Source organism: Streptomyces sp. NPDC008137 (assembly GCF_042957035.1).
Taxonomy (GTDB): Bacteria; Actinomycetota; Actinomycetes; order Streptomycetales; family Streptomycetaceae; genus Streptomyces.
Genome location: NZ_JBIBHN010000004.1, coordinates 23,546 through 45,329 on the forward strand (window position 1 = coordinate 23,546; position 21,784 = coordinate 45,329).

15 protein-coding genes are annotated in these 21,784 nt (G+C 71.8%); 7 read left to right on the forward strand and 8 right to left on the reverse strand.

The genetic code is table 11. From position 1 onward, the window contains the following. Positions 1-37: 37 nt before the first annotated feature. Both ACFZBT_RS08275 and ACFZBT_RS08280 read right to left on the reverse strand, forming a co-directional pair. Positions 38-1,588: an AMP-binding protein gene (locus ACFZBT_RS08275; protein ID WP_391099950.1), complete on the reverse strand. Its 1,551-nt coding sequence runs from the start codon at positions 1,586-1,588 to the stop codon at positions 38-40. Continuing rightward, entirely contained in the window at positions 1,585-2,697 is a 1,113-nt protein-coding gene (locus ACFZBT_RS08280; RefSeq protein WP_391099953.1) for a nitronate monooxygenase, read from the reverse strand. The genes ACFZBT_RS08275 and ACFZBT_RS08280 overlap by 4 nt, the downstream gene beginning before the upstream one ends. Positions 2,698-2,857: 160 nt before the next feature. Here ACFZBT_RS08280 and ACFZBT_RS08285 point away from each other — a divergent pair, with 160 nt between their 5' ends. After that, positions 2,858-4,639: a serine hydrolase gene (locus ACFZBT_RS08285; protein ID WP_391099955.1), complete on the forward strand. Its 1,782-nt coding sequence runs from the start codon at positions 2,858-2,860 to the stop codon at positions 4,637-4,639. A 4-nt stretch (positions 4,640-4,643) separates the two neighbouring features. Here the strand turns inward: ACFZBT_RS08285 and ACFZBT_RS08290 are convergent, their stop codons facing one another. Then, positions 4,644-6,221 (reverse strand): FAD-dependent oxidoreductase, encoded by a 1,578-nt coding sequence (locus ACFZBT_RS08290; RefSeq protein WP_391099957.1) that lies wholly within the window; start codon positions 6,219-6,221, stop codon positions 4,644-4,646. A 154-nt stretch (positions 6,222-6,375) separates the two neighbouring features. Here ACFZBT_RS08290 and ACFZBT_RS08295 point away from each other — a divergent pair, with 154 nt between their 5' ends. Next, complete coding sequence (locus tag ACFZBT_RS08295) at positions 6,376-6,921, forward strand: GNAT family N-acetyltransferase (protein WP_391099959.1); 546 nt, start codon at positions 6,376-6,378, stop codon at positions 6,919-6,921. Between the two features lie 144 nt (positions 6,922-7,065). Here the strand turns inward: ACFZBT_RS08295 and ACFZBT_RS08300 are convergent, their stop codons facing one another. After that, positions 7,066-9,294, reverse strand: coding sequence for a tetratricopeptide repeat protein (locus ACFZBT_RS08300; protein ID WP_391099961.1), 2,229 nt, complete (start codon positions 9,292-9,294; stop codon positions 7,066-7,068). Positions 9,295-9,360: 66 nt separating this feature from the next. Further along, positions 9,361-10,221: an oxygenase MpaB family protein gene (locus ACFZBT_RS08305; RefSeq protein ID WP_391099964.1), complete on the reverse strand. Its 861-nt coding sequence runs from the start codon at positions 10,219-10,221 to the stop codon at positions 9,361-9,363. Between the two features lie 205 nt (positions 10,222-10,426). Here ACFZBT_RS08305 and ACFZBT_RS08310 point away from each other — a divergent pair, with 205 nt between their 5' ends. The 3 genes from ACFZBT_RS08310 (at position 10,427) to ACFZBT_RS08320 (ending at position 14,202) form a co-directional block, all read left to right on the forward strand. Continuing rightward, on the forward strand, positions 10,427-11,944 hold the full coding sequence (locus ACFZBT_RS08310; RefSeq protein WP_391099967.1) for an ABC transporter substrate-binding protein: 1,518 nt from the start codon (positions 10,427-10,429) through the stop codon (positions 11,942-11,944). Positions 11,945-11,949: 5 nt separating this feature from the next. After that, positions 11,950-13,713, forward strand: coding sequence for an ABC transporter permease subunit (locus ACFZBT_RS08315; protein ID WP_391099969.1), 1,764 nt, complete (start codon positions 11,950-11,952; stop codon positions 13,711-13,713). A 306-nt stretch (positions 13,714-14,019) separates the two neighbouring features. Further along, positions 14,020-14,202: a hypothetical protein gene (locus ACFZBT_RS08320; RefSeq protein WP_391099972.1), complete on the forward strand. Its 183-nt coding sequence runs from the start codon at positions 14,020-14,022 to the stop codon at positions 14,200-14,202. 936 nt (positions 14,203-15,138) lie between these two features. Here the strand turns inward: ACFZBT_RS08320 and ACFZBT_RS08325 are convergent. Continuing rightward, the gene (locus tag ACFZBT_RS08325; RefSeq protein WP_391099975.1) at positions 15,139-16,191 is read right to left on the reverse strand and encodes an acetate/propionate family kinase; all 1,053 of its coding nucleotides are present in this window, start codon (positions 16,189-16,191) and stop codon (positions 15,139-15,141) included. A 545-nt stretch (positions 16,192-16,736) separates the two neighbouring features. Between ACFZBT_RS08325 and ACFZBT_RS08330 the strand changes: the two genes are divergently transcribed. Then, entirely contained in the window at positions 16,737-17,273 is a 537-nt protein-coding gene (locus ACFZBT_RS08330) for a phosphate-starvation-inducible PsiE family protein (protein WP_391099978.1), read from the forward strand. Here the strand turns inward: ACFZBT_RS08330 and ACFZBT_RS08335 are convergent. Continuing rightward, the gene (locus tag ACFZBT_RS08335) at positions 17,247-19,421 is read right to left on the reverse strand and encodes an FUSC family protein (RefSeq protein ID WP_391099981.1); all 2,175 of its coding nucleotides are present in this window, start codon (positions 19,419-19,421) and stop codon (positions 17,247-17,249) included. The two genes, ACFZBT_RS08330 and ACFZBT_RS08335, sit on opposite strands and share 27 nt — an antisense overlap. A gap of 123 nt (positions 19,422-19,544) precedes the next feature. After that, positions 19,545-20,648: a hypothetical protein gene (locus ACFZBT_RS08340; RefSeq protein WP_391099984.1), complete on the reverse strand. Its 1,104-nt coding sequence runs from the start codon at positions 20,646-20,648 to the stop codon at positions 19,545-19,547. A gap of 629 nt (positions 20,649-21,277) precedes the next feature. Between ACFZBT_RS08340 and ACFZBT_RS08345 the strand changes: the two genes are divergently transcribed. Continuing rightward, positions 21,278-21,727 (forward strand): DUF1931 family protein, encoded by a 450-nt coding sequence (locus ACFZBT_RS08345; protein WP_388166067.1) that lies wholly within the window; start codon positions 21,278-21,280, stop codon positions 21,725-21,727. Positions 21,728-21,784 lie beyond the last annotated feature (57 nt).

Below are 21,784 nucleotides of genomic sequence, written 5' to 3' on the forward strand. Positions count from 1 at the left end.
GGCACCCCGCTCGCGGCTCCTGCCACAGCGCCGGCCGCTACACCGGTCGGTTCCGGCCCTCCCAGTACGGCTCCCGCAGCCGGCGTTTGTACAGCTTGCCGTTGGGGTCGCGGGGCATCTCGGTGATGAAGTCGACGCTCCTGGGCCGTTTGTACCCGGCGAGCCGGTGCGCGCAGTGGTCGAGGAGGTCGGCCGCGAGGGCGGGTCCGGGCCGGTGTCCGGGGGCCGCCTCGACGACCGCCTTGACCTCCTCACCCCAGTCGTCGTGCGGGATGCCGAAGACGGCGGCGTCCGCGACGGCGGGATGGGCGAGCAGGGCCGACTCGATCTCGGCCGGGTAGATGTTGACACCGCCGGAGATGATCAGATCGATCTTCCGGTCGCGCAGGAAGAGATAGCCGTCCTCGTCGAGGTGGCCCAGATCGCCGACGGTGAAGAAGTCGCCGATGCGGTTCTTGCGGGTCTTGGCCTCGTCCTTGTGGTACGAGAAGCCTCCGGTGTTCATCTTCATGTAGACGGTGCCGAGTTCGCCGGGAGGCAGCCGGTTGCCGTCGTCGTCGAAAATCGCGAGTTCGCTGATGGGCCAGGCCTTGCCGACGGTGCCGGGCTTCTTCAGCCAGTCCTCGGCGGTGGCGAAGGCGCCGCCGCCCTCGCTGGCCGCGTAGTACTCCTCGACGCAGGGGCCCCACCAGTCGAGCATGGCCCGTTTCACGTGGTCGGGGCAGGGCGCGGCGCCGTGGATGGCGTGCCGCATGGCGGAGACGTCGTAGCGGTCCTTCTCCTCGTCGGGCAGGGCCAGCAGGCGGTGGAACTGGGTGGGGACCATATGGGTGTGGGTGCAGCGGTGGCCGTCGATGAGGCGGAGCATCTCCCCGGGCGTCCACTTGTCCATCAGGACCAGCCGGTGGCCGATGTGCAGGGACGCTCCGGCGAACTGCAGGACGGCCGTGTGGTACAGCGGCGAGCACACCAGGTGCACGTTGTCGTCGAACGGCCGGATGCCGAAGATGCCGAGGAAACCGCCCAGGTACGCCTCCTCCGGCGGCTTCCCCGGCAGCGGGCGGCGGATGCCCCGGGGGCGGCCGGTGGTGCCCGAGGTGTAGTTCATGACCCAGCCGAGGGTGCGGTCGGCGGGCGCCGACTCGGGCTGTCCGTCGAGGAGTTCGGCGTACGGCCGGAAGCCCTCGACCCTGCCGACGGCGTACCGGTGGCCGGCCGGGAGGCCGGCCTCGTCGGCGGCGTGGCGTGCCGCGTCGGCGAAGCGCTCGTGGGCGAGGAGGACCCGGGCGCCGGAGTCGGAGACGATCCACGCGATCTCCGGTCCGACCAGGTGGTGGTTGACCGGGACGAGGTAGAACCCGGCCTGGCTGGCGGCCAGATAGGCGGTGAGGAACTCGACGCCGTTGGGCAGGACCACGGCGAAGGTGTCGCCGCGGTCGAGTCCGGCGGCGCGCAGGCCGTGCACGAGCCGGTTGGCGGCGGCGTGCAGCCGTCCGGCGGTCCACTCCTCCCCGTCGGGCGCGACGAGCACGGTGCGGCCGGGGTCCTGTGCGGCCTGGGCCCAGAAGCCCACTGCGGGTGTGCTCACGACTGTCCGCTCCTTCCGGCGATGCGGTTGACGCGGTCCACGGCCTGTTCGAAGCCGCGGGTGAGGTCGTCGAAGACGGCCTGGACGCTGCGTTCGCTGTTCATCCGGCCGACGATCTGCCCGACCGGGGTGCCGAGCAGCGGTTCGACCTCGTGCTTCTGGATGCGTGAGACGGCTTCGGCGACCAGCAGGCCCTGCAACGGCATCGGCAGGGTGCCGGGTCCTGCCGGGTCGTCCCAGGCGTCGGTCCACTCGGTGCGCAACTGACGCGCGGGCTTGCCGGTCAGGGCGCGGGAGCGGACGGTGTCGCCGGAGCCGGCGGCGAGCAGTTTGCGGGTCAGGGCCGGCGAGTGGAGGTCCGCTTCCGTGGTGGTGAGCCATAGGGAGCCCAGCCACACACCCTGCGCGCCGAGGGTGAGTGCGGCGGCCACCTGCTGTCCGCTCCCGATGCCTCCGGCGGCCAGCACGGGCAACGGGGCGACGGCGTCGACGACCTCCGGTGTGAGCACCATGGAGGCGATCTCGCCGGTGTGGCCGCCGGCCTCGTAGCCCTGCGCGACGACGATGTCGATCCCGGCGTCCCGGTGCTTGCGGGCGTGCCGGGCACTGCCGGCGAGGGCGGCGACGAGCACGTCCTGGTCGTGGGCGCGTGCGATGACGTCGGCGGGCGGGGAGCCGAGGGCGTTGGCCAGCAGCCGGATCGGGTAGTCGAAGGCGACGTCGAGCTGGCTGCGGGCGACCTGCTCCATCCAGCCGGTGATGCGCCAGCCGGACGCCTCCCCCTCGGCGAGCTCGGGCACGCCGTACTTGGCGAGGGTGTCCAGGACGAACTGCCGGTGCCCCTCGGGGATCATCGCCTCGACGTCGGCTTCGGTCACGCCCTCGACCTTCTTCGCCGGCATCACGACGTCCAGGCCGTACGGCCGGCCGTCCACGTGCGCCTCGATCCAGTCCAGGTCGCGTTTGAGCTCGTCGGGGGCGGTGTAGCGGACCGCGCCGAGCACGCCGAAGCCGCCGGCCCGGCTGATGGCCGCGGCGACGGCGGGGAACGGCGTGAAGCCGAAGACGGCGTGCTCGACTCCCAGTTTCTGGCTCAGCTCCGTCTGCATGGGCGCAGGATGCCGGAGTCCTCCGGAGGACGGAAGGGGTTTTCTGATGCTCCGTCAGATTCAGGACGTGGTGGCTCATGCGCGCGGTCTTTGTGAGCAGGCGTGCGGCGGACATACTTCATGGGTCATGCGAGGCGGTTGAGGCGAAGGGGTGTGCGCGGTGACCGACAGACCGGCGAGCGATGAACTGACCCGACGTCAACTGGGCAGAGCGGGCCTGGCCCTGGGCGGTGCGCTCGCCCTCGCCGCGCTGCCCGCGGGCCCCGCCGAAGCGGCCCCGGCGGCGACCGGCCACCGCCCCACCCTGCGACACGGCTCCGCCGCTCGCGCCGGCCTGCTCTCCTCGCACCTTCGCCGGCTCGTCACCGACGCCGAGGCGTTCCTCGCTCCCTCTCCCGCGCACCCGTGGTACGCGGGCGCCGTCCTGCTCGCCGGACGCGGAGGCACCGTCGCCCTGCACCGGCCCATCGGCATGGCGGTGCGCTACCGGGCCTACGACGAGAAGACCGACACCGGTGTGGAGTTCCCGCCGGAGGAGCGGATTCCCATGGCCGAGGACACCGTCTTCGACCTGGCGTCGGTGTCGAAGCTGTTCACCTCGATCCTCGCAGTGCAGCAGATCGAGCGGGGCAGGCTGGAACTGGAGGCGAAGGTCGCCTCGTACCTGCCGGACTTCGGACGCGCGGGCAAGCAGGACATCACGATCCGTCAGCTCCTCACCCACACCTCGGGGTTCCGCGCGTGGATCCCGCTGTACAGCGCGCCGACGTACGAGGAGAAGCTCCAGCTCATCTGGAACGAGAAGCCGGTGAGCGCGCCGGGCACGGCGTATCTGTACTCGGACCTGAATCTCGTCTCGCTCCAGCTCGTGCTGGAAGGGATCACGGGCCGCTCCCTGGACACCCTCCTGCGGGAGGAGATCACCGCGCCGCTCGGCATGCGCCGCACCCGCTACAACCCGCCCGCTTCCTGGCGGCCGGGGATCGCGGCCACTGAGGACGCCCGCCCTCCGTGGTCCGGCCTGGACCGGGGCCTGGTGTGGGGCGAGGTGCACGACGAGAACGCCTTCAGCCTGGGCGGGGTCGCGGGGCACGCGGGTGTGTTCTCCGACGCGTGGGACCTCGCGGTCCTCGGCCGTACGCTGCTCAATGGCGGTGTCTACGGGCGGGCGCGGATCCTGCGGCCCGAGTCGGTGGAGCTGATGTTCACCGACTTCAACACCGCCTTCCCGGGCGACGAGCACGGCCTCGGCTTCGAGCTCTACCAGCACTGGTACATGGGCGCGATGGCCACGCCGCGCACGGCCGGGCACACCGGCTTCACGGGCACCTCGCTGGTGCTCGACCCGACGACCGACTCCTTTCTCGTCGTGCTCGGCAACTCCGTTCACCCGGTACGTGGTTGGCGGTCCGGATCGGCCCCTCGGGTCGCCGCCGCGAACAACCTGGCACGGGCCGTGCCGGTCCGGCCGGTGCGGGGGCGTAGCGCCTGGTTCTCGGGGATGGCGGTGTCGGCGACGGCGACGCTCGCTCTCCCCGCGCTGGACACGTCCGGCGGTGGGGCGCGGCTGCGCTGCGCGCTGTGGTGGGACACCGAGCCGAAGGCCGACGTCCTGGTCCTGGAGGCGACGACCGACGGCGGCACGACCTGGCAGCCGGTGCCCTTCACGACGGACCGCCGGGGCGAGGATCCCCGGCGGCATCCGTCGGGCTCGGTCACCGGCTGGTCCGGCCGCGTCTGGCACCGGCTCACCGCCGATGTCCCCGCCGCGCGGGAACTCGGCCTGCGCTGGCGGTACGCGACGGACCGGCTGTATGTCGGGCGGGGGTGCTACGTGGACGGACTGCGGGTCGAGGCGACGGGCGGCGCCCTGTTCGACGAGACCCGCCCGGCGGACGCGTCGCGCCTTCAGGCTGTGGGGTGGACGCCGTCGGCGGACTGAGGGGTCACCGGGGTTCCTCTTCCAGCACCGCCATGGCCGCGTTGTGCCCGGGCACCCCGCTCACTCCGCCGCCGCGCACCGCTCCGGCACCGCACAGCAGCACGTTCGCGTGGCCCGTCTCCACGCCCCAGCGGCCGGTGCCGTCCTGGGCCCAGGGCCAGCTCAGGTCGCGGTGGAAGATGTTGCCGCCGGGCAGGCCGAGGTCCCGCTCCAGGTCGAGCGGGGTCCTGGCCTCGACGCAGGGCCGCCCGTCCGCGTCGGTGGCCAGACAGTCGGCGAGCGGTTCGGCCAGGTGGGCGTCGAGCTGGGCGAGGGTCGACTTCAGCAGCTCCTCGCGTACGGCGTCGTTGTCCCGGGCGAACAGGCGGGCCGGGGTGTGCAGCCCGAAGAGGGTGAGTGTCTGGTAGCCCTGCTCGGCCAGGCCGGAACCTAGGATGGTCGGGTCGGTGAGCGAGTGGCAGTAGATCTCGGAGGGCGGCGCCGCGGGCAGGCCACCGGCGGCGGCCTGGGCGTGGGCAGCGGCCAATTGTCCGTAGCCCTCGGCGATGTGGAAGGTGCCGGCGAACGCCTCGCGCGGGTCCACCGTGCTGTCCCGCAGCCTCGGCAGCCGCTTGAGCAGCATGTTCACCTTCAGCTGGGCGCCCTCGGCGGGAGACGGGGGTGTGTCGCCGGTGAGTCGTGCCAGGGCCTGCGGGGAGGCGTTCACCAGGACGTGCCGGGCAGCCACGGTGCCCTCGCTGTCGGCCGTGCGGTAGGTGACCTCGGCCGTACGGCCGTCCGTGTCGATGCGCAGCGCCTCGTGGCCGGTGGCGAGGACGGCGCCCGCGGCGCGTGCCGTGTCGGCCAGGGCGTCGGTGAGGGCGCCCATGCCGCCGACCGGCACGTCCCAGTCGCCGGTGCCGCCGCCGATCACGTGGTAGAGGAAGCAGCGGTTCTGCTTCAGCGAGGGGTCGTGGGCGTCGGCGAACGTGCCGATGAGGGCGTCGGTGAGGACCACGCCGCGCACCAGGTCGTCCTCGAAGCGCTCCTCGACGGCGACTCCGATCGGTTCCTCGAAGAGCGTCCGCCAGGCCTGCTCGTCGTCGAGGCGGCCGCGGAGCTCCTCCCGCGTGGGCAGCGGCTCGGTGAGGGTCGGGAAGACCCGCTGGGCGACGCGTCCGGTCATGCCGTAGAACTCCTGCCAGGCCCGGTACTCGCGGTCCGAGCCGGTGAGCCGGGCGAAGGCCTCCCTGGTCCGCCGCTCGCCGCCGCCGACGAGGAGCCCGGTGGCCCGGCCGTCGCGCTCGGTGGGCGTGTAGGAGGAGACCGTGCGGGTGCGGACCCGGAAGTCGAGGCCCAGGTCCCGGACGATCTTCTTCGGCAGCAGGCTGACCAGATACGAGTACCGGGACAGCCTGGCGTCGACCCCGGCGAACGGCCGGGTGGACACGGCCGCGCCTCCGGTGTGGTCCAACTGCTCCAGAACCAGCACGGAGCGGCCGGCCCGGGCCAGGTAGGCGGCGGCGACCAGGCCGTTGTGGCCACCGCCGACGATGACGGCGTCGTACGTCCGGTGTGCGCGGGGTCCCTCGGGTGCGGTCATGGTTCTTCGTAACACGGGGTGATCCGGCCCGGCCAGACGACGACGGCCGGGCCCTTTGGTTCGATCCGCGCGGCGGGCTCATCGGCCGTCGGCATCCAGGGCCTGTGGCGAAAGTGGATGGTTGCGCCTCTGTGGCCTGTGTTTCCATGCCGGAGTGAACATCGAGAACTCCGGGGTGCCGGATGAGAGTCCGCGCCGTTGGGTCCGGCCGAGGGCTGATGGCGATGTCGAGGAGTGCGTACGGGCACTCGCGGAGGTCCATGCGTGCGACGGCTATCCGGTGAACTGGCCCGATCAGCCCGGCGAGTGGCTGTCACGTGGTCCTCTGCTGGGTTCCTGGGTCGCCGGACTCGAAGGCGACCTGGTGGGGCATGTCAGCTTGTCGCATGGCGGCGAAGACGATGTGGCCCCTGCGTTGTGGAGTGAGCGGAACGGGGCGACTCGGCGTGGGACCGCCGTGGTCAGCAGGCTGTTCGTCGCACCGCGGGCGAGGGGACATCGAATCGGTGCGCTGCTGATCGGCCGAGCAGTGGAGGAAGCGCGGCGGAGCGGCCTGCATCCGGTGCTCGACGTCGTGGCATCCGATACCGCGGCGGCAGCCCTGTACGAGCGGCTGGGCTGGGAGCTGATCGGCACAGTCGAGCAGCAGTGGAGTCCGGAGCAGACGGTGGCCATCCGCTGTTACGCGGCGCCATCGTGACATGGCCGGTCATGGCCACTCCTTGATCTGCCCCTGTCCGACGGCCAGGTGCGCCTTGCTGGTCAGGCCGCCGCACGAGCGCCCGCGTGTGCGCCGCCGGGGCCGGCCGTCTTCCCGGGCCGTACGGCCTGGCCGCGCCGCGCGTCACCGCCCGGCCGACGCCCGCTGCTCCCGCAGGGCCGCCACCCGGCGGTAGAGAGCCACGGCTTCGGCGCCGCGGCCCAGCTGCTGCAGGCAGTGCGCCTCGTCGTTGCGACTGGCGAGGGTGTCGGGGTGGTCCGCGCCGAGGACGCGTTCTCGGGCGGCGGCCACGCGCCGGTACTCGGTGAGCGCGTCGGCCCAGCGGGCCAGCCAGCCCAGGCCGACGGCGACTTCGCGGAGGCTGACCAGGGTGTCCGGATGGTCGGGGCCGAGCACCCGCTCGCGGAGGGCGGCGACGTCCCGGGACTCGGCGAGGGCCTCCGCCCACCGGCCCAGCCGGCCCAGGTTGACGCACCGCCCGTGGCGGGCACGCAGGGTCTCGGGGTGGGTGGGGCCCTGAACGCGGGTGCGGTCCTCGGCCAGGTCGCCGTAGAGGTCCAGGGCCTCGGCGCTGCGGCCGAGGCGGCCCAGGCTGATGCCGATCTCGTGCCGGGCGGCGAGTGTGTCGGGGTGGTCGGCGCCGAGGGCCCGGGCACGTGCCCCGGCGACCTCACGGTAGGTCTCCAGGGCCTCGGCCCAGCGACCCAACTGGCCAAGGGCGTAGGCGACTTCGTAGCGAGTGACGAGAGTGTCCGGGTGGTCCGGGCCGAGCACCCGCGCCCGGGCGGCGGCAACCTCGCGGGCCATGCGGTAGGAGTCCTCGAGGCGGCCCAGGCGACTGAGGTTGAAAGCGAGGTTGTGCCGGCAGCGCAGAGTGTCGGGGTGGTCTGGCCCCATGATGCGCTCCCGGGCGGTGAGTACCGAGGTGTACACCCGGTGGGCGTCGAAGGGGCGGCCCAACTGGCCGAGCACATAGGCCATTTCCTGCCGCGCGGCGAGCGTGTCGGGATGGTCGGCGCCGTGGCTGCGGATCCTGGCCTCGGTGACGTGCTTGTACTCGCGCAGGGCGTCCGCGGCGCGGCCGGTGCGGCTGAGGGTGAAGGCGACCTCGTAGCGGCTGGCGAGGGTGTCGGGGTGGTCGGGGCCGAGGAGGTGCTCGCGTTCGGCGGCGACCGCCCGGTGCACCTCCCCCGCTTCCGCCCAGCGGCCGAGCCGGCCGAGGCTCAGGCCCGCGTTGTGCCGGCCGGCCAGAGCGGTCAGGACGTCGGGGGGCGGGGTGGGCCGTTCCTCGGGGACGGGTTCCTCGACCGGGCCTGCGGCGGGCCGGGCGATCCATTCGCCGGAGAGTCCGGCCGCCGGGTCCGGCGGTGTGGTGCGCAGCCCGGCGCCGGCCGCCTTGTGGCCGGTGGTCATGCCCCGGGTCCAGGACGGCATGCGGCCCGCTCCCGCCAGCGCGTCGGGCGCCGGACGGGCCGCCAGCACGGTCGGCACATACGCCGGCGCGGCCCGGTGCATGCTGATCCGGCGGGCGAGCTCGCGGGCGTCGTCGGGTCTGTGCCCGGGTTCCTTGGCCAGCAGGTCCAGGACGACGCGCTCCAGGTACTCGGGCAGTTCGCGGCGGTGTTCGCGCGGCGGCCGGGGCGGGGTGTCTCGGTGGCCGACGAGGATCGCCCAGGGATCGTCGAGGTCGAACGGCGGGACGCCGGTGGCGATCTCGTAGAGCACGCACCCGAACGAGTACAGGTCACTGCGCTGGTCGACCTCGATGCCGCTGATCTGCTCCGGGGACATGTAGTGCGGGGTGCCCATGGCGATGCCGGTGCCGGTCAGCCGGGAGGTGAAGCCGATGTCGTGGCCGAGGCGGGCTATGCCGAAGTCGCAGATCTTCACGGTGCCGTCGCCGAGCCGCACGATGTTGGCGGGTTTCAGATCGCGGTGGACGATGTTCTGTTCGTGGCAGTAGGCCAGCGCGGCGGCGACCTGCTCGGCGACCTCCACGACATCGGCGACCGGCAGCGGGTGCTGCTTGTTGTCCTCCAGGAGCTGGCTGAGATTGCGGCCGTCCAGCAGTTCCATGACGAGGTAGAGGACGCCGTCGGACTCTCCGAAGTCGTGCACGACGGTGATGCCCCGGTGCTGGAGCGCGGCTGCCACCCGGGCCTCACGCCGGAACCGCTCCCGCAGTACCCGCGTGAAGGCGTGGTCGTGGTTGGGGCCCAGCGGTTTGAGGCACTTGACGGCGACGTGCCGGCCCAGGGACTCGTCCCGTGCCCGCCACACCTCGCCCATGCCGCCGCGCCCGATCAGATCGAGCAGCCGGTATCGGCCGTGGATGAGCCTGGTCTCCCCCATGTCGCGCGACGCTCCCCCCGGTAGCCGTTCGCTCGCTCCTCCCACTGGCCCACTCAGTATGGCGGCCTATCGTCCGAGTTTGTACGGTGCCGGGCGCGTGTCCGGGCCGAGCCTCGCCATGGCGCGCAGGATGTGTTTGGGCGGGAGTTGCCATCGCAGACGTGCGGGAATCCGGCGCAACAGGAGACCGGTGAGGCGCAGTTGCCGGGCGGCGGTGGCGGGTGCGGGGGCCGGTCTGCCGTACAGCTCGTGGGCGTACGGCGGCAGAGAGGCGTACGCCAGTTGTGCCACGCGCCGCCACAGCACCTCGCGCACCGGTACCAGGAGCGGGTGCGTCGGCGGGTGGAGGAGGAAGTCGTCCACTTCGCGTGCCTCGGGTCCGGCGGCCAGCTCCGGGCGCACCTTCTCGAAGTAGGCGTCCAGCTCGGCCCGGTCGGCCGGCACGGTGCCGGGGTCGAGTCCCACCAGGCGTGCGCTCTGCCGGTGTTCGGAGATGTAGCGGTCGGCCTCGGCGTCGGTGAGCCGGAACCCGGATCCGCGCAGCACGTGCAGATAGGAGTCGATCTCGGCGCAGTGGACCCACCGGAGCAGGCCGGGTTCGTCGACGCCGTAGCGCTCTCCGGTGTCCGGGTCGGTCGCCGTCAGCATGCGGTGGATCTTCCGGACGCGGGCACCCGCCCGCTCGGCCGCCTCGGTGGTGCCGTACGTCGTGGTGCCGACGAAGTGCGCGGTGCGCATCAGCCGGCCCCAGGCGTCGCGGCGGAAGTCGGAGTTCTGCATGACGCCGCGTACGGCGCGCGGGTGCAGGGCCTGGAGGTAGAGCGCCCGGATGCCGGCGATCCACATCATCGGGTCGCCGTGCATCTGCCAGGTCACCGAGTCAGGGGTGAACAGCCCCGGGTCCGCGCTCGGGTCCGCGCCGGTCATGGATTCACCTCCGCCCGGCGCCCACGATGACACAGCTCGAACAGCAGGTCGACACCGCGAGAACGCCCAGACGACTGTCCAGTCGTTGAGATTTCACCCACCCGCTTAAAGGTTTGGTAAGGCTCCCCTTATAGGCTGTCACCGCCGATCAAGCCCGCACCGGGCCGCAGCGGCATGCCCGGCCTCCCGCACGACAGGACTCGACATGCGCACCACCTCCCGCGGCCTCATAGCGGCACTCGCTCTCACCCCTCTGCTGGCCGGCTGCTTCGCACCGAGCGACAGCGGCGAGGGCGCCGGAGCCGGATCGGGTGGTCGGCTGCGGGTCGCGCTGGCCGTGCCGCCGGTGCAGGCGCTGTCCCCGTACAGCAACGACGCCACCGTGCTGAGCAAGCTGTCCGTCGCCGAGGGCCTCACCGCCCTCGACAAGAACGGCACGGCCAAGCCCGCGCTGGCGAAGTCCTGGAAGCAGGACGGCGACACCACCTGGACCTTCGAACTGCGCGAGGCCAGGTTCCAGGACGGCACCGAACTCACCGCCCGGTCTGTCGTCGACGCGCTCGGCCACGCGGGCCGCGCCAAGCCCAAGCCCCGCGTCCTGAGCGATGTCGCCCTCTCCGCCGAGGCCGAGGACGCCGACACGGTCACCCTCACCACGAAGTCCCCCGACCCGGTGCTGCCCCTGCGCCTGGCCAGCCCGGCGCTGGCGATCCTGTCGGCGAAGGCGTACGCGAAGGACGGCGCCGTCAGCCCGGTCGGCACCGGCACCGGCCCGTTCGAGATCACCCGGCTCAGCGGGAAGGCCAAGGCGACGTTCACCCGCTTCGACGGCTACTGGGGCGGCAAGGCGAAGGCACCGGGCATCGACGTCAGCTGGATCGCCGACGGCACCGCCCGCGCCAACGCCCTGCGCGGCGGCGAGGCCGACATCGCCGAGTGGATCCCCACCGCCCAGGCCAAGCTGCTCACCGAGGGCACCCGGCACGAAGTGCCCTCCGTGCGCACCGACAGCCTGATCCTCAACACCGGCAGCGGCCTGTTCACCGACGCCGGGCTGCGCGCCGCCGCCCGCGAGGCCGTCGACGGCTCCGCTCTGGTCGACTCCGTCTTCGGCGGCTACGCCGACCCGGCCAAGGGCCTGTTCGGACCCGCCGTCCCCTGGGCCGCCGACCGGCGTGTGAAGGTGACCGGCCGTGCCGAGGCCGCGACCAGCGCGCGAGTGAAGTCCAAGGCCGACGGCAGGGCCCTGCGACTGGCCACCTACACCAACCGGGCCGAGCTTCCGGAGGCCGCGACCGTGCTCCAGCAGCAGCTGGAGAAGGCCGGGTTCACGGTGAAGCAGGACGTACGCGAGTACACGCAGATGGAGGCCGACCTCCTCGCGGGCAAGTACGACGCCCTCGTCTTCTCCCGGGTGACGCTCCTCGACACCGGTGACGCGGTCGACTACCTCGCCAGCGACTTCACCAGCGAGGGCGTCTACAACATCCCCGGCCTGAAGGACGCAGACGTGGACAAGGCCATCCGGGCCGCAGCCGCCGAACGCGACACGGAGCGCCGCCAGGAGAAGATCATGAAGGCGGAGGCGGAGATCCTGCGCACCGACGCCGTGCTGCCGCTGGTCCACGAGCAGGTCGTGCAGGGCATCGCGGCCGATGTCGAGGGCGTGATCCTCGACCCGCGCGAGCGCTCCCTCGTCGATGTCGACACGCGCCTCAAGTAGCCCGCATGAGTGTCGCCCACGCCCCGGCCGCCCGCCTGTCCCCCTGGCCGGCGGCGGCCGGCCGTGTGCTCTCCGGAGTCGCGCTGCTCGGAACGGTGGCTCTGCTGCCGTGGCTGACCGGAGCGGACCCGGCCCGCACGGTACTGCGGGCCCGCTCCGCCGACCAGAACCCGACACCGGCCGAACTGGCCGTCGTACGGGAGCAGCTGGGTCTGGACGAGGGGCCGCTCGCGCATCTCGGACACTGGCTCGAAGGTCTACCGCGCGGGGACGCGGGCGTCTCGTGGGTGTCCGGGGAAGCCGTCATGCCGCAGGTGGGGACCGCCCTTTCGGTCTCCCTGACGCTGATGCTGGGCGCGTTCGCGGTCACCGCCGTGGTGGCCGCGCTGGTGTGCGCCCGGACGGTGTTCCTCGGTTCCCGGCGCCGGCTGCGTCAGGACCGGTCGGGCGCGGGGGCCGCTGTGCTGGCCGCGTTGCCGAAGTTCCTGCTCGCCTCGGTGCTGGCCACGGTGTGCGGGGTGTGGTGGGGGTGGTTCCCGTCCAGCGGCTGGGAAGGGCCGCAGTCGATGGTGCTGCCCTCGCTCGCCCTCGGTATCCCGTCGGGCGCGATGCTGGGCGGGCTGCTCGACCAGGCGCTGCCCGCCGCGTTCCACGAACCGTGGGCGCGCACGGCGTACGCCGTCGGCCTCCCGCCGGGCCACATCGCCCGCAACGCGCTGCGCCGCACCCTGCCCGGCATGCTGCCGCAACTGCTGCCGACCGTCGTGGCCCTGGTCGGCGGCGCGGTCGCCGTGGAGAAGATCTTCAACATCCCCGGGCTCGGCCGGCTGGCCCTGGAGGCCGCCGTCGCGCAGGACCTCCCGGTGCTGCAGACCGCGACCCTGGCCCTGGTCCTGCTCGGCGTGAGCGCCGGCGTCCTGATCCGGGCGCTGCGCCACGCACTCCTCGGCCGTCCCCTGCGCGACGGTGCCCTGCCGGCGCTGCACTGGCCCCCGCTCGTCCCGCCGCCCTCCCTGCGCTGGGTCACCGCGGCCTGTGCGCTGGGCCTGATCGCCCTGGTCACGGCGGGCCTCCTGCGCGACCCACTGCAGGTCGACACGACGGCACGACTGCTGTCCCCGTCCCTCGAACACCCTCTGGGCACCGATGCCTTGGGCCGGGATCTGCTGGCCCGGCTGGGTCACGGGGCGGTGCGCACGGCGGGGGTCGCCCTCGCCGTGACCACGCTCAGCGCCGTCACCGGACTCCTTCTGGGCATGGCCCCCCGGGCGAGCGCCGGTCCGACGGAGATCGTGTCGACACTGCCCGCCGTCCTCGCCGGACTGCTGATCGCGGGCGTGACCGGACCGTCGGTGTGGGGCGCGGCCTGCGCCGTCTGGGCGGTCGGCTGGAGCCCCTACGCCGCCCAGACCGCCGCCCTGCTCGAACAGGAACGCGCGAGCGGTCACATCGCCGCGTCCGTCGCGCTCGGGGCCGGGCGGATGCACCTGCTGCGCCGCCACCTGCTCCCCGCGGTGCTGCCGCCCCTCCTGCGCAACGCCCTGCTCCGCCTGCCCACCACCGTCCTGGTCCTCGCCTCCCTCGGCTTCCTCGGCCTCGGCGAACAGCCGCCCACCCCCGAGTGGGGCCGGCTCCTGTCGGAGAACCAGCCGTACGCCGAACTGGCCCCGTGGACCGTCCTGGGTCCGGCCGCCGCGCTGGTGGTGCTCTCCGTGCTGGCGGTGACCGGCAGTGCGGTGGGGCGGGCGAGAGGCACGCGCGACGGGTAGGCAGGGCGGTCCGGGGGCGGCACGGGCAGCGCGATGGCTCTTCGCCGCTGTCGCCCGGCAGCACCAGGCGGATCTGGAATCCCCCCAGGTCCGCGGCCACGCCCGGCCGCAGCGGACGATCTCGGGGCGAGCTCGGTCTTCTGTCGGAGCTACGGGCGCCCGGCCATGGGGTGGAATCGAAGCTCCCACAGGATGCCGTGGACACAGCGGGAGGGAGCGGCATGACACTGCCCGGCGGCTCCGCCCGAGGCGGCATCACCGCGGAGGGGCGGGCCGTCCTCATCGCGCTGTCCTTGGTTCCGGGCCATGACGACTCGAAGGCACGCCTCGACGAGCAGCCAGGTTCCGCGCTGCGGGGAGCCGCGCCGCGACCTCGAGCCGGTCAACGGGCTGCTCGATCCGAACGGACCGCGCTTGATCGCCTTCGGTGTGACCAGGATCGGTAGTTGGCACTACGGAACGTTCGTGACCTGCACTGATGCCAACTAGGTTCTTGGGTGCGGTGCGCGGTCAGCTCGGGGTGCGTTGCTGCCATAGCCAGCAGCCCCCCGGCGTCGGACGAGCGTCGGGAGCCGGGTGCGGATGTGCTCGTGGTGGAGGAGCGGGTCGAAGGGCTCCAGATTCGGGTGCGCGAGATGCTCAGCTACCTGGCCGCTGCCCTGCCCAGCCACACCGGTGCTGCGCCCCGGCTGCTCGCCGTGCAGTGCGCCCTACGCATGGATTCAGAGGCCTAAGTCCGGCTGGCGGCCGACGTGATGCGCAGTCTTCGTCTGGGCCGTGACCCGCTTCCGTGGAGTGAGCTGGAGCAGTCACGTTGGCTCCGCAGGACGCTTTCTGCGACCAGGGCAGCCGACGGCGCGGTGACCGCCCAGCTCCTCGACGGCGTGTTGTTTGCTCAGACTCCCGCGCGTCCGGACCGCAGGAGCGCCGCTGACTGGGCTCTCCGTAGGGCGAGCGGTGGATGTACGGCCACCGGCAACCTGTCTCTGCGGCTTACCGCTCTCTGCCTTGCGGCGCACACAGATGCCTCCGCTGGTCGAGGATGTGCCGAGTTGGAGCGGATCGCGCGTGAGTGCGGACTCGTTCCCGCGGAGCTCATCGCTGTGCTCGATCGGTTGGCCACATGTCTCATCGGCTGGCACGTTGTCTCCAGCTCGGGAGATCTGCACTGGGAACTGCTGCCGGAGGCATCGGTAACAGCGGACAGGCGGTCGATGTGGCACCAGGGTGAAACCGGAGAGCGAAGGGAAAACAGCCATCTCACGCTCGCCGGTATCGACTTACCCCTGGAAGGGCAGTCCCGCCGGTCCGAGCAGGCAATGCAGGGGCGGCGCCAGCCATCCCTCGTGGAGCTCTTCTTTCACGACGGCGGCCGCGGGTACTTCTCGTGCCGCGGTGCGAGCTCCGTTGTCCAACTGGTGACAGCTACCGTGTCCGGTCAGCAACGCCGAGCAGCCGTCGGGTCTCGGCGGCGATCTGCTGTATCTCGCCGGTTGCGACCACGAGGACCGGGACACTTCTCACCGCCTGATCGATGCGCCGGAGGCCTTCACGCATCAAATCCTCCAGTTCGGGGACGAGTAGCCCGCCTCGTACACCGAGAACAGTCAGGGCCGAGCAGATCTCCTCGCGAACCTCGGGTTGGTCCTCGCCGATCTCGCCGGTGAAGACCAGCGCGTCCAGCCGGTCCAGCGAGGCGGCCATCGAGGCGATGCCCCTGCGGCAGCTGAGTGTGAACGTCGCCAGCGCCAACGCGGCCGCGGCATCACCCTCCGCGCGGGCGCGCACCAGGTCCCGGGTGTCTCCTGAGGTACCGGAGAGACCGAGCAGACCGGAATGCCGGTGGAGTGTGTCATCCAATTCGGCCGTGCTCAGACCGTGCCGCCGCTGCAGCCACAGCAGCGCGCCGGGGTCGAGGCTGCCGCTGCGCCGGCTCATCACCAGGCCCTCCAGCGGAGTGAGGCCCATGGTGGTGTCCACGCTGTGTCCGTTCCGGACGGCGCAGGCCGAGCAGCCGCCGCCCAGGTGCACGAGCACGACCTGGAGGTTGTCGACGGGTCGGCCCAACGCCTGCGCCGTCCTTTGCAGTGCCCACGAGTAGGAGAGCCCGTGGAAGCCGTACCGGCGCAGCCCGTATTCGGCTCGCCATCGCTCCGGCACGGCGTACGTGCGCGCCTGTGCCGGCAGATCCTTGTGAAAGACAGTGTCGAAGCAGGCGACATGAGGAACGTCGGGCAGGAGTTCCCGTGCGGCATCGACCACACGCAGGGCAGGGGCCACGTGCAGCGGCGCGAGATCGGCGACGTCCGCCAGCAGAGCCCGTACGGGTGTGTCGATCAGCGTATGTCCGGTCAGGTGCGGACCGCTGTGGACGATGCGGTGACCAACCGCCGCAGGAGCGGGCACCTCGCTGAGGAAGTTCCGCAGTTCCGCCGCCGCAGCAGGCCCCGGAGGCTCCGAGGCGTCTCGAACCGCCACCCGTTCACCGTCCGCCGCGAACAGAGCGATGTGGAGGCTCGAAGAACCGGCATCGAGGACCAGTACGTGACCATCACGGCTCTCGTGGGAGCGGTCAGCTCTCATTACACACCTCCAGTGCACCTGCGTCCTCCGGCACGGTGCGCCCGCCACGGAGTGCGCTCTGCCCTCATGGTCGGCCTGGGTTGGGAAGACGCCGATGTCCCAGCCGCCGTCCTCCAGGCGGTACCGACGTTCCGGACACGCCGACCTGCTCGCTCGCCGCGAGGGGGCACCATCGGTGTCCGCCCGGCGGTGCGGCGGCGCGGTTCCTCCCGCAGGCCGGGGCGAGGTCCCGGGCCGAATCGGAGGGCAGACCCCGGGTCGGCGCCAGGACGGGCCGCAGGTTCCTGCCGTTTGTGACCGCGTCGGGATACCTGGTGGTCCCTGCTGCATGGCAGGCCTGTCGTGCTCCGCCGCTTCCCCAGGCTGCCACGACAGGGAAAGATCCGCCCGTCCACCCGTTCGCCCAGCACGCAGCGCCTGCGGGCCGGGGCACTCCTGACATGCTGACTGTGCCACCCATTCTCCCGAAGATCGAGGGCGGCCGGGTACAGGGCCTCCTGCAGCTCATCGAGGACGGCATCCACCTCGTCGTCGCGGCGCTCCTCGTACTGCTCGCGGGGATCCTGACCGTCGGGGTCGTCCATGACGTCATCCGGTCGGTTCAAGGGCCGTACCGCGAGGAGACGGTCGTTCTCTCCGCCCTGGACAGCAGCCTGGTGCTGTTCATCGTGGCCGAGTTGCTCCACACAGTCCGCCTCACCATCAGGAACCGGACCCTCGACGCGGAGCCGTTCCTCGTCGTCGGCCTGATTGCCGACATCCGCAAGGTGCTCATCGTGACGGCCGAGGCGGAGAAGTCCTTCCGGTGGAACGTCGAGGGGATCGAACTGCTCGTCCTGGCGGGGCTGATTCTCGTGATGGCGGCAGCGGTGTACGTGTGGCGGCGCTCGACACGGCCGGGAGACTACGTCCCGCTCCAGGAGGCGCGGCGCTCACGGTCGCCGGAGCCGTCACCCACCCCGGTGCGCGGGTCCTGATCCGTCACCTTCCCCAGCCACGGCCGCCCGCACCCGTTGCTCCTCGCGAGCTGAGCTGACGTCCCTTTCCAGGGGTGTGCGGCTCACTGCTGCCGCGAGGTCCTCCAGGGCCCGCTTCTGCAGCTCTGCCCCGCGCCGTAGCACCGGGCTCCGGTCCCCGGCGGCGCCCTCCCACGCGTGGAGCGCCTCCTTCACGCGCCCCCAGTCCGGATTCCTGTGCTCACGCACATCGACTGCCGCCCGCGCGGTGTCTGCCTCCAAGGCCTCGGCGAACCGCTCCGCCTCGGGGGCGAAACGACTGCCGGCCCGCGGGACGTGGCTCTCCATGAGCATCGCCGCCCGGTCAAGTCCCTGGAGCGCCTCCTGCGCCTCTTCCGCCTCGCGCGATGTCAGACCTCTGGGGCCGACCGGTTCCTGCCTTGCCTGGTCGTAGGCCGCCTGCCAGGCGGCACGTGCCTCCCTGCTCGCCAGCAAGGCCCTGCGCATGTCGGCGCGATGCTCCCGGGTCGGTTCGGCGTAGCTGCGGAGCACTGCGGCCGCGTAGCGGCCGTCGGCGGCGAGCCAGTCCGCCAGACGGCCCGGCAGCCGGGGGGTCTCCCATGCGGGAAACATCACGTACGCCAGCATCGCCAGGGCCCCGCCGAGCAGGGTGAGCACCACCCGCTCCGGCACCGTCTGCTCCCATGCCTGGCCGCCCATGCCGAGCAGGAAGACGACGTACGCGGCAGTGAAGCACTGGGAGTAGGCGTAGCCGGTACGGAGCAGCGTGTACGACAGAGCCGCCGAGACCACCGCCAGTGCGCCGAACACAGGGGCGTCCGGGCCCAGGGCCTGCACCATGCCGGTGGCGAGCGCGACCCCCGCCAGGGTCCCGGCGAGACGGCCCACCGCACGCGCGTACGTCCGGTGGAAGTCCGGCCGCATCACCATCACCGAGGCGATGGGCGCCCAGTAGCCGTGCTCCAGGGGCAGCCGGGAAGCGATCAGATAGCCGAGCGTGGCCACTGCCGCCAGGCGGACGGCATGCCGGAACACGGGCGAGTCCCGGCGCAGCTCCCGGCGAACCGCCCGGACGACGACCGGGAGCAGCCGGAACATGGTCGGGCGCACCAAGAACTGAGCGCTCGCGGGCCCGGGCGGCGCAGGCGCCTTGTCGCGCGCCCCACCGCTCCCGGCGATCTCCAACGCCTCGGCGAGCAGTTCCACGAGCCGTTCGGCAGCCTGCCGGGCGGGCCCCTCCAACACCTCGCCCTCCTCGTCGACGCGCAGGACCTCCGCGCTCGCGGGCGGCACCTCGGCGAGAGTGCCGCGGCGGATCGAACGGGCGGCCGCGTCCAGGACGTCGGCGGCCGCATCGAGCAACTCCCGTGCGCGGTCCCGCCCGGATCCCTCCGCCGGGGCGCCGACGTCCGGGTCGGCGAGCGCGGCGACGACCGGCAGAATGCGCTCGGCGAGGCCCCTCGGGCCGTGGAGGACGGGAGGCCGGGTGCGGGCCTGTGATGGCGTCACGGCGGCCGCGTCCCGGGCCGTCATCAGCGGCTCCGGGTCGAACGGCGCGGTCGGGTCGTGCCGCAGCCGGCGGGCGTAGTCAGCCACGGCGGCCAGAGCTTCGGCCAGCGCGTCACGATGCGCCCCCCAGCGGCGAATCGGGAACAGCAAGATCAGCGCGGCCTGCGCCACGCCTCCGAGCGCGATGACCCCGGCATGTTCCAGGGCCCGCCCGACGCTGGTGGGCAGGGTGATGGTCACCAGCATGCTGCCGACCGTCGTCGCTGCGACGATCCCAGCAGTCGATCCGAGGGACCACGCCATCCCCGCGGCAAAGGCCCATACGGCCAGCAGCGGGAGGAGCGTCACGAGTCGCCCCGCCGCCAGGTAGCCCACGAAGGTGCTGAGCGCCAGACCCGCGCCCGCGCCGAGCGCGATCACCTTGCGCGGACGCCAAGTGCGCTGGAAGGTGGCCGCACCCGCGGAGTAGGCACCGAGGGCGGCGGACGCGGCGTACGCAGGGGACACCAGCCACAGCGCCAACCCGATGACGATCGCCACCCCAGCAGCCGTACGCAGCGCGAGCAGGGGCTCCAGCCGCGCCTCCTCGATCGTGAGCCCGGATCGCACGACCTCCCCGAAGGTCCGCAGCCACCTCACCCGTGTGAGCCTAGCCGGAACGTCCCGCCGGGGCGCGTCGGCCCGCCGCCACCTCCTGACGGCACCGCGCCCGGACGCGCGGCCCCGGGCCGACGTCGCGCTGCCGGTTGCGCCGGTATCGGTTCACGTCGAAGGCTGGTCACCGTGGTCGTCTTGGAGGGCGTGACGACGTTCCTGTTCGCGCTTGGAGTAGGCGGCTGCCCGGATCGCGTCGTCGCTCTCCAAGCCTGATCCCAGCGCGCCGCCCACGGTGGCGACCGAAGCGACGAACCAGGACAGCGTCAAGTACTCCGTGGCGTGGAGCGGGGTTCGCGTCATGGAAGCGAACACTTGGTCGTTGAGGATGAACAGTGCCCACACCAAGTTGATGACCATCAAACCCAGGTAGCAGACGAGCACGCCGATACCCACGGTCGCGACCGTCGAGGCGTTGTAGAGCCTGGCCCTCTGCCTCGCCTCCGGTGAGCCTTCTGTTGATCGATGCCACAGCTCCCCGTCCACGATCAGCCAGCCGATCATGAGCCCGACGGACCCGACCATGGCGATCACAAGGCGTGGCGCGCTCAGGGCCCCAGCGAGGCTCCAGGTGGTGGAGTCCAGGGTGGCGATGGCCCCCGTGGCGAGGGCGGCCGCCAGGGCTTTCGACAAGCCCGTCACCAACCGCCACGGCCGGTTGGCGCGAACCATGCCGAAGAGCACTCGCAGGTAGCCGCGAGGCCCGCCGACGACGTACCGAAGACCGTCGGTCTCCCTCTCACCGAGCGGGCCCGGATGAACAGGCGCGAGACGATTGACGAAGGGCCCCAGAAACGGCCTCCTTCGCGGAGGTGCTTCAGCCCCAGTGGTGTGCGGGCCTACCAAGTCGAGCACGGCTTCTTCGACGGCCCGCCGGGCCCTCGTCTGCAGCCGCAGGCCCCCCAGTGAGGGAAGAGAGAGCAGCGCCAAGCCGTGTTCGTGATTCAGATTCACAGCGAGCCTGCGTCCGTGTGAGTGCAGCGGAAGGTCGGTGAGGGCAACGACGACGTCCCAGTTCTCCGCACTGCCACGGTCCATGATCCGGCGCATCAAAGTGGGCGGGTCCTCCGTCCCCGAGGTGAAGGGCTCACTGACCACCTCGACGTCGAACCGTCGCCCCTGGCCCGACTTGTCGGCGAGCCGAGCAGAGAGTGTCCGGGCCATGCGCTGCGCGATCTCCGTCGGCGCGTCCGGATCCGCCAGGAGAGCCACGACCGTAACGCCCTGAGACGACACTCGCATGAGGGAACCTTCCTCGTCGGCTGCCCCGCGATCCCAAGGGCCTACAGACGCCACCGAGGTAACGCCGACGCCGCGTGACACGCTGACCTCCGCCAGCAGGTGCGGGCGGTACGGCCGGATCTCTTCATCTTCCCAGCACAGGGCCCGCTCCCACGACCGGGCGCGATCGCGTCCGCCACCGCGAACACCCGCTCACGCGCCCCCCGGCACGCCCGCACGCCGCGCCACCGACCACCCAGCTTCGGTGTCTGTCCCGGAGCCGGAGTATGGCAAAGTCCTGCCACACGGGAAAGTTCCCGAACGCCTGCGAGGCACAGCGCTACGTCCTGCCCGGCGTCGGGGCGGCTGGTGGGGGGTGGAGCGCGTCAACCGGGCCTGGCTGCCGCTGGCCGGCCTCCGCCAAGCGCTCTGTGGCCCTGCCGTCGGTCCGCACGCCCATCCGACAACCCGGGCAGCCGGACGTCTGGGCCTGGCAGGGCAATACAGGGAGGCCAATTGGGCCCGACATGCGCATGCGTTCGCGCGCCCTCGTCGGCCAGGCTGACTGGGAAGCCCTGGGGCCGGGAGCCGCCCGGCTCCCGCAGCCGGAGGTTGCCGTCATGACCGTGATGTCCATTGCCAGGTTCGAGAGGTTCTTCCGTGCGGCCGCAGGGCTGGACGTCGACAAGAACGATCTCAAGCGCCACAGCGACTTCGTCGACGCCAAGCTCTACGATCTGCTCACCGTCGCCCAGGCCACGGCCAAGGCCAACGGGCGCGACATCATCCGGACCAGTGACCTGCCGATCACGAAGGGCCTGCAGGAGAGCATTCACCACTTCCGGAAGATCGACCAGGAAATAGAACTCAAGCCGATCCTGGAACAGCTCGCCACCCATCCCGCTCTGGACCGCACGCCCGATGAGGAGACCGAGGCGGCCTATCCGGACATCATCGGCGGACTCAGCCTGGCCCTTGCCCAGAGCTTCAAGATTCTCCACCCCGACCTGAAAAACCCCCAGACCCAGCACTGGGACGAGGCTCGAGCCGTCTTCGACCTCCTGCTGTGAGTGGCGACCGGAACAAGCGGTGCAGGCCACGGCCGAGCAGCGTCAGCGCGTTCTGCT